The organism is Arthrobacter sp. B0427-1-12, assembly GCF_059092905.1.
Window position 1 is genome coordinate 1 of record NZ_JBNHIC010000107.1, and the last position, 5418, is coordinate 5418.

General features: G+C 64.6%; 6 protein-coding genes and 1 pseudogene. 6 read left to right on the forward strand and 1 reads right to left on the reverse strand.

All coding sequences use genetic code 11. The features are described from left to right. Positions 1-199, forward strand: a pseudogene (locus AC5RWU_RS23555) (hypothetical protein); the annotation flags it as partial. A gap of 459 nt (positions 200-658) precedes the next feature. After that, entirely contained in the window at positions 659-877 is a 219-nt protein-coding gene (locus AC5RWU_RS23560) for a hypothetical protein (RefSeq protein ID WP_493986596.1), read from the forward strand. 339 nt (positions 878-1216) lie between these two features. Here the strand turns inward: AC5RWU_RS23560 and AC5RWU_RS23565 are convergent, their stop codons facing one another. Beyond that, the gene (locus AC5RWU_RS23565) at positions 1217-1912 is read right to left on the reverse strand and encodes a hypothetical protein (RefSeq protein ID WP_493986597.1); all 696 of its coding nucleotides are present in this window, start codon (positions 1910-1912) and stop codon (positions 1217-1219) included. Positions 1913-2273: 361 nt separating this feature from the next. Here AC5RWU_RS23565 and AC5RWU_RS23570 point away from each other — a divergent pair, with 361 nt between their 5' ends. The 4 genes from AC5RWU_RS23570 to AC5RWU_RS23585 form a co-directional block, all read left to right on the forward strand. Then, positions 2274-3458, forward strand: a complete 1185-nt coding sequence (locus tag AC5RWU_RS23570; RefSeq protein WP_493986598.1) for a TerC family protein — start codon at positions 2274-2276, stop codon at positions 3456-3458. A 167-nt stretch (positions 3459-3625) separates the two neighbouring features. Beyond that, complete coding sequence (locus tag AC5RWU_RS23575) at positions 3626-4462, forward strand: GTP pyrophosphokinase (protein WP_493986599.1); 837 nt, start codon at positions 3626-3628, stop codon at positions 4460-4462. 23 nt (positions 4463-4485) lie between these two features. Next, positions 4486-4722 carry a hypothetical protein gene (locus AC5RWU_RS23580; RefSeq protein ID WP_493986600.1) on the forward strand — a complete coding sequence of 79 codons (237 nt, stop codon included), beginning with the start codon at positions 4486-4488 and terminating at the stop codon, positions 4720-4722. Positions 4723-5078: 356 nt separating this feature from the next. Beyond that, positions 5079-5418: acylglycerol kinase family protein (locus AC5RWU_RS23585; RefSeq protein ID WP_494037342.1), on the forward strand; the 340-nt coding region annotated here is incomplete at its 3' end.

Below are 5418 nucleotides of genomic sequence, written 5' to 3' on the forward strand. Positions count from 1 at the left end.
GCCAAGCGGTGGCTGCTGGGCACCCATCAGGGCTCGGTGGACGCGGCGCACCTGCAGAGCTACCTGAACGAGTTCACCTTCCGCTTCAACCGGCGCCTTCCGCTTCAACCGGCGCCGTTCGACCAGCCGCGGCATGGTCTTCTGCCGCGTCCTCGAACTCGCCGTCGGACCCCGTCCGGTGCGCTACCGCGACCTGGTCGCCGACCCTCAGCCCAAGACCACCCGGCCTGTCACCCCCGGGACCGGCGGTTATCCACCGAGCCTGGACCGTCCCCGGGCAGCCCATCCCTGGCGTTCCACTGACCGCGACGGTCCGGTCAGCTAAATACCCCTGACAGCGCATATGACGGTTGTTTTCCGGCGAGCAGATTCAGATTCGGATACCGGCCACCAGTGACGCGCGGATCCGCTTCCGCCCGCATCCGGGTACCGGCGGCACATCATCCGGGGCACAGGCACGGGCCGCAGGGGCAGAGCCGCGGCCGCCGTGCGCGCGTCGGGCAGGGCAGCGGTACCGCTTCTTCTTCCGGCATGGCTGTAGAATGTCCAATCGATGGAGTTATACGGGGGTGGCTGGTCCTGGCCGCCGGGGATGAACGGCCCCGGGGCCGGGAACCTGCCCCGGGCACGCGGGCATGTTTCCTGAGGGGTTGCAAAGATGAATCTCGCCGAAGCGGTCAGGGACTGGAACCAGCGCGCCCTGGTTGGCGCCATCGTAGACCTGCAGCACCGGTCAGGATTTGTCCGGGAGGCGGGGCGGGTAGAGGCCGTGCACGGGGACAGTTCCGTGACCGTCCGGTTCAGCGGTGCCTCTTTGGAACGCTACCGGAAGACGGACTGGGCCATGGTCCTGAAGATCGGCCGGCAGGCACCCTAGAGGGGCCCGGGCAGGGGGCCGGTGGACCCCCGGATCCCCCACCAGCCAGTCCCGCCTGCCCCCAGCGCGTGCGGTGCGGTGACGAGGGAGGGCCTCGGCACCGCATGAGGTTCCCGCTGGTTAACTACCCTCCCCTGCTACCCGTCATGTAGATGCATGAAAACGAGTAGCAAAGGTACTAGGCAGTAACAGCTGCCGGTGTCATCCTTTTATCAGAAGGTTCGACGAACCGGGTTGGGGGACCCGGCCGGAGGACCGGGCAGGAAGCGTTTTGGGGGAAATGCACCGGCCATCGGCCAGGCCGCCGGGATCAAGCAGTGGATCCGGCGGCCTGGCCGTTTAAGAAGCGCCGGCAGGCCTGGGCGGGCTTGCCGGAAAGCCGCAGCACCCTCCGGCGGCAGTGACACCGTCGCCGAGTCCTTCCGCGGCACCGGTGATCCTGTCCCCGAGTCCGGAGAACCCGTTTAGCAGCGGACCGGCGATGGGAGAGCCGGCAAAACCGCCGGCGACCCCTGCTAGGAACCCGGGGCCCAGACCACCAGCCGCTCCCGCGGCGAGTGCGGCACCTGGGCCGCGTCCCCGGCCGCCCTCGGTTCCGGAACCAAGGATCTTCTCCATGAATCCAGGCCTCGACATCTCTGCCCGTGTCGCCGACCTGGCCAAATCGCCCGGAGCGTCCGAACGGGGACGCTCGGACATGGGCAATTGATTGTTCAACCCGTCCTGCAGCGTCGCCCGTTGCGGCGGGCCCAGCCGGCCGAAAGCCTCGGCATGCGCCCTTTCCATGTCTTCCGGCGGTGCCGTGCGCAACATGTACTTGTACTTAACGATCGCGTCGCGGTCCGCATTCGTGCCCCGACCATCACCCGGGATCGGCTTGCCCCTGCCTGGCGGCTCGCCGTTGTGCTGGCCGCCGGCGGAAGGATAGGGCCGCGTGTACCCGTTGTCCTGCCCGTAGCCGGCATTGCTGCGGTAGCCGTCGACGCTGCGCTGCTGACCGGTACGCCCGGACAGTTGTTCCTTCGCATTAGTCAACGGCCATTTTCTTGCCCTTCTGAACCAGCTTGTCGAACATTCCCACGTCGCGCTCCTTGCTTCTTGGGCTCATCGGCGGAATCATCGGGCCCTACCTCTACAACTGGCCGGGCGCAGGGAAGTTCTCCGGCCGCTGCCTTGGCACCGGGTAGAAGCAGGATGCTGCACTGCGCCGGGCTTACCGATTCGTCTCCGGCCGCGCACCCCGGTTAGAGTGAAAATGCGTAAGGGAGTATTCCGAAGCGCTGCACACGTCAACACGTCAGGCACAGATGCCTCGCCGGGTGCAGCGGCCAGCCTGACGGCGGGCGGAGAGACTTACCCGGCTCACTGCTACCCACCTTACGAAAGCAGGAATACCTTGACTGTTCCTCCCCTGATCTGGGGCATCACCATTGTGGTCATTCTGGCTCTGCTGGCCTTTGACTACTTCTTCCACATCCGCAAGGCACACGTTCCCAGCCTGAAGGAAGCGGCCATCTGGTCCTCCATCTACGTGGGCATCGCGGTCATCTTCGGTATTCTCGTCCTGATCTTCGGCGGCACCGCGATGGGCTCGGAGTATTTCGCCGGGTACATCACGGAGAAAGCGCTCTCGGTGGACAACCTGTTTGTCTTCCTGATCATCATCGCCAGCTTCCGGGTCCCGCGCGAGGACCAGCAGAAGGTGCTGCTGTTCGGCATCGTGTTCTCCCTGGTCGCCCGCACCGGCTTCATCTTCCTCGGCGCCGCCCTGATCAACTCCTTCGCCTGGGTCTTCTACGCCTTCGGCCTGATCCTGCTGCTCACCGCCGGCAACCTGCTCAAGCCCGAAACCTCCGGCGGCGAAGCGGACAACTTCATGATCCGCCTGGCCCGCAGGTTCTTCCACACCACCGACCACTACGACGGCGACAAGCTCTTCACCATGGAGAACGGCAAGAAGGTTCTGACCCCGATGCTGCTGGTCATGGTGGCCATCGGCGGCACCGACATCCTGTTCGCCCTGGATTCGATTCCGGCCATCTTCGGCCTGACCCAGAATGTCTACATTGTCTTCACCGCCACGGCGTTCTCGCTGATGGGCCTGCGCCAGCTGTACTTCCTGATCGACGGCCTGCTGGACCGCCTGATCTACCTCTCCTACGGCCTGGCCGCGATCCTCGCTTTCATCGGTGTCAAGCTGATCCTGCACGCCCTGCACGAAAACAACCTGCCGTTCGTCAACGGCAGCGAACCGGTCCCGGTCTTCGAAATCACCACGGGCCTGTCCCTGACCGTCATCATCGGCGTCCTGGTGATCACCGTGGTGGCGTCGCTGCTGAGCAGGGCCGGCAAGGCGCAGACCGCGATCAACAACGCCCGCCGGCACGCGGTCAACTACCTGGACCTCGAATACACTGCGGACCCGGCCGAGCGCGAGCGTATCTACAACGCCCTGCTCGAGGAAGAACGGCAGATCGAACAGATGGAGCCGAAGTACCGCAACAAGGCCAAGGACGTGGACACGATCCGCGCCCAGGTCGCCGAGGCCCACCGCCAGCACGGGCTGTACCTGGCCCGGTAACCGGCCGCGGTCCGGGACGAATCCGAACCCGGGAGTGATCCACGAACCCGGCTTTATGCTGCCCCCGGCTTCAGCAGCCGGGGGCAGGGCCCCGTCCTCTGCCCCGGGGCACCCCGGGCTGCCCCGGGGTGCCGGTAACTGGGGGCACCCGGCATGAAAGGAAAGACTTGGCGCAGCTTGAGAATGCGCGGGAACTGAACGAATTCATGGCACAGGGCAGGCACGTCCGGCAGTTCATGATGTCCTACAAGTTCGGCATCGACGAGACGCTGACCAAACTGAACATCCTGAAGGAAGAGTTCAATCACGCCCGCGACTACAGTCCGATCGAACACATCAGCCACCGGCTCAAGTCCCCCGAAAGCATCCTGGCCAAGGCCCGGCGCCAGGGCCATGGGCTGTCCCTGGACGAGATCCGCGAAAACATCCGTGACATTGCCGGCATCCGCGTCACCTGCGGCTTTATTTCCGACACCTACAAGGTCTGCGACATGCTCACCGGGCAGCACGATGTCACGGTCCTGCAGATCAAGGACTACATCAAGAACCTCAAGCCCAACGGCTACAAAAGCCTGCACGTGATTCTGCGGATCCCGGTCTTCAGGACCGACCGGGTCGAACAGGTGAATGCGGAGATCCAGGTTCGGACCATTGCGATGGATTTCTGGGCCAGCCTCGAGCACAGGATCTACTACAAGTACGACCGCGACATTCCCCCGCACCTGCTGGATCAGCTCAAAGACGCCGCCGCTGTGGCCAACCGGCTCGATGTGGAAATGGAGCAGATCCACGACGAGGTAGCGAACCTTCACCCCGCCGCCGATGAGCCGCCCGGGACATGCCTGCCGGAACCGTTCCTGCTCGCCGTCGGCCAGGAACACACCCGTCGCCGCCGGCAGCAGCAGGCGGGGCAGCACGCCGGCAGCCCTGTTGCCGGCAAGAGGTTTGCAGCCGGGGCACTCCTTGGGCTGGACTCATCCCCCGGAGAACGACCGCCTTGTTAGCCTGTGAGAGAAGAGGAACTTCCATGACATCCGAGACCGATCCGGTCGAACGTACTTCCACTCCTGCCCGTCTTGATGACGTCTCCGGCCTCAGTTGCGGCGACCGGGTCGAAGCCACGTGCCCTGACAGAGTCCGCTATCGCGGCCGGGTGGAAGAGACCGCTCCGGAAATGGGGGTCGTCTGGATCAGGGACGAACCTTTCGGCAGCCGCATCATGCTCGACACCATCGACTACAGCATCCGCGTCATCGGCAGCTGAGGCGCGGAGCTGCCCGGTTCAATAAGGAGAACAAGACCACCCGGTTCCACGCCCGGAACCGCCCATGTGTGTGATCCGATACCACAGCATCAGCCCTAGACAGCCGGATTCGGCAGGACGATTAGAGACAGGATGCGCTTTCAAATAATGATGCATGTGCTACGAGGGGTTTGCAGCCAGAACCCAAAGAATCCGGCGAAGGCCGGTAACGGCGCATCTGCCATGGGCCGGCGTGGCAAATGCGAATGGGCTCGGAACCGGCCCCGAGCCCAGGTATTTCGATGGCTCTGTCTCGCGTTCGCGGTGATTAAGCTGGTGGTATGAATGGTTCCTCTTCCGGGTGTTTTGAGCGGATTGTGCTCATCTACAATCCGGACGCCGGCAAGGTCCCGGTGTATTTGGCTGACCACCTGCGCGGGGACCTGGCCCGGCGGCTGCCGGATGTGCCGGTTCAGGTGCGCCACACCGCAGCGGCCGGGCATGGCCGCGAACTGGCGCGCGCCGCGGCGCAGGACGGCAGACCGCTGATTGTTTCGGTCAGCGGCGACGGCGGCTTCAATGAAGTGGTCAACGGGGTGATGGATGTCCCGGGCACCGGCGCAGTCTGCGCCGTGATGGCCGGAGGTAACGCCAACGACCACCGCCGCAGCACCGGGCGCCAGCTTCTGATCGAAGCGATCACCGGGGGCGAGATCC